This window comes from Amycolatopsis sp. (assembly GCF_035276945.1).
GTDB lineage: Bacteria > Actinomycetota > Actinomycetes > Mycobacteriales > Pseudonocardiaceae > Amycolatopsis_E.
The window spans coordinates 1-2872 of record NZ_DATELF010000150.1 but is presented as its reverse complement, the minus strand read 5'-3'; the positions used below and the strand labels follow the sequence as shown (position 1 = coordinate 2872).

2 pseudogenes are annotated in these 2872 nt (G+C 67.6%); both read right to left on the bottom strand.

From position 1 onward, the window contains the following. Positions 1–1125 (bottom strand): annotated as a pseudogene (locus tag VJT49_RS26235) (DNA-directed RNA polymerase subunit beta'); the annotation flags it as partial. An 80-nt stretch (positions 1126–1205) separates the two neighbouring features. Then, positions 1206–2872, bottom strand: a pseudogene (locus tag VJT49_RS26230) (DNA-directed RNA polymerase subunit beta); the annotation flags it as partial.

Below are 2872 nucleotides of genomic sequence, written 5' to 3'. Positions count from 1 at the left end.
CTGCAGCATCCGCTTCTCGTTGTTGACGATGATCTCGGGCGCGCCGAGGTCGATCAGCCGCTTCAACCGGTTGTTCCGGTTGATCACCCGGCGGTACAGGTCGTTCAGGTCGGAGGTGGCGAACCGGCCACCGTCGAGCTGCACCATCGGCCGCAGGTCCGGCGGGATCACCGGAACGGCGTCGAGCACCATGCCGCGCGGGTCGTTGCCGGTGGCCTGGAAGGCCGCGACGACCTTGAGCCGCTTGAGGGCGCGGAGCTTCTTCTGCCCCTTGCCGTTGCGGATCACGTCGCGCAGCGACTCCGCCTCGGCGGCCACGTCGAACTCGGTGGCCAGCTTCTGGATGGCCTCCGCGCCCATGCCACCGGTGAAGTACTCGCCGTAGCGGTCGTACAGCTCGCGGTAGAGCTGCTCGTCCGCGATCAGCTGCCGCGGCTCGAGCTTCGTGAACGTGGTCCAGACCTCCTCGAGCCGGTCCAGCTCGCGCTGGGCCCGGTCGCGGAGCTGGCGCATCTCCCGCTCGCCGCCCTCCTTGACCTTGCGGCGCACGTCCGACTTGGCGCCCTCGGCCTCGAGCTGGGCCAGGTCCGCCTCGAGCTTCTGCGCCCGCTCCTCGATGTCCGCGTCGCGCTTGCTCTCGACGTTCTTGCGCTCGACGCCGATCTCGTTCTCCAGCGTCGGCAGATCGTTGTGCCGCAGCTCGGTGTTCACGCCCGTGATCACGTAGGCCGCGAAGTAGATGATCTTCTCGAGGTCCTTCGGGGCCAGGTCGAGCAGGTAGCCCAGACGCGAGGGCACGCCCTTGAAGTACCAGATGTGGGTGACCGGCGCGGCCAGCTCGATGTGGCCCATCCGCTCACGGCGCACCTTGGCGCGGGTCACCTCGACCCCGCAGCGCTCGCAGATGATGCCCTTGAAGCGGACCCGCTTGTACTTGCCGCAGTAGCACTCCCAGTCGCGGGTCGGCCCGAAGATCTTCTCGCAGAAGAGGCCGTCCTTCTCGGGCTTGAGCGTGCGGTAGTTGATGGTCTCCGGCTTCTTCACCTCACCGAAAGACCACTGACGGATGTCGTCCGCGGTGGCCAGGCCGATCCGGAGCTCATCGAAGTAGTTGACGTCCAGCACGTCCTTGCATCCCCTTGTGGGTTGATTCGGCTAGGGGGTTGGCTGCCCGGGGCAGCGGGAGGCTGCCCCGGGCAAGCAGGTCATTGCACGACGTCGTCCACCGAGGGCGACTCGTTGCGGGACAGGTTGATGCCGAGGTTGGCGGCGGCGCGTTCCAGGTCCTCGTCGTCGGAGTCACGCATCTCGATCGCGGCGCCGTCGCTGGAGAGGACCTCCACGTTCAGGCACAGCGACTGCAGCTCCTTGAGCAGCACCTTGAACGACTCCGGGATCCCCGGGTCGGGGATGTTCTCGCCCTTGACGATCGCCTCGTACACCTTCACTCGGCCGACCACGTCGTCCGACTTGATCGTCAGCAGCTCCTGCAGCGTGTAGGCCGCGCCGTAGGCCTGCATGGCCCAGCACTCCATCTCACCGAAGCGCTGACCACCGAACTGCGCCTTACCACCCAGCGGCTGCTGGGTGATCATCGAGTACGGGCCGGTCGACCGGGCGTGGATCTTGTCGTCGACCAGGTGGTGCAACTTGAGGATGTACATGTAGCCGACCGCCACCGGGTACGGGAACGGTTCGCCGGACCGGCCGTCCAGCAGCACCGCCTTGCCGTCCGGCTGGACCAGGCGCTCCCCGTCCCGGTTCGGCTTGGTGGCCGACAGCAGGCCGGTGAGCTCCTCCTCCTTGGCACCGTCGAACACCGGGGTCGCGGTGTTCGTGCCGGCGTCGACGTCGTAGAGCTCCTCGGGCAGGCTCTTCGCCCACTCCGGGTTGCCCTCGACCTTCCAGCCCTGCGAGGCCAGCCAGCCCAGGTGCAGTTCGAGGATCTGGCCGATGTTCATCCGGCGCGGCACACCGTGGGTGTTCAGCACGATGTCGACCGGGGTGCCGTCCTCCATGAACGGCATGTCCTCGACCGGCAGGATCTTGCCGATGACACCCTTGTTGCCGTGCCGGCCGGCGAGCTTGTCGCCCGGCTGGATCTTCCGCTTCTGGGCCACGTACACGCGAACCAGCTCGTTGACGCCCGGGGGCAGCTCGTCGTCGTCCTCGCGGGAGAAAACCCGGATGCCGATGACCTTGCCGGTCTCGCCGTGCGGCACCTTCAGCGAGGTGTCGCGGACCTCGCGGGCCTTCTCGCCGAAGATCGCGCGGAGCAGGCGCTCCTCCGGGGTCAGCTCGGTCTCACCCTTCGGGGTGACCTTCCCGACCAGGATGTCGCCGTCGCGGACCTCGGCGCCGATCCGGATGATGCCGCGCTCGTCGAGGTCGGCCAGGACCTCCTCGGAGACGTTCGGGATGTCCCGGGTGATCTCCTCGGCGCCCAGCTTGGTGTCGCGGGCGTCGACCTCGTGCTCCTCGATGTGGATCGAGGTGAGCACGTCGTCCTGCACGAGACGCTGGTTGAGGATGATCGCGTCCTCGTAGTTGTGGCCCTCCCACGGCATGAAGGCGACCAGCAGGTTCTTGCCGAGCGCCATCTCGCCCTCGTCGGTGGACGGGCCGTCGGCGATCACCTGGCCGGTCTCGACGCGGTCGCCCTCGTCGACGATCGGCTTCTGGTTGTAGCTCGTGCCCTGGTTCGAGCGGGCGAACTTCGCCAGCCGGTACGTCTGATGCGTGCCGTCGTCGGCCATCACGGTGATGTAGTCGGCGGACAGCTCCTGCACCACGCCGGCCTTCTCGGCCACCACGACGTCGGACGCGTCGACCGCGGCGCGCAGTTCCATGCCGGTGCCCACGAGCGGGGCCT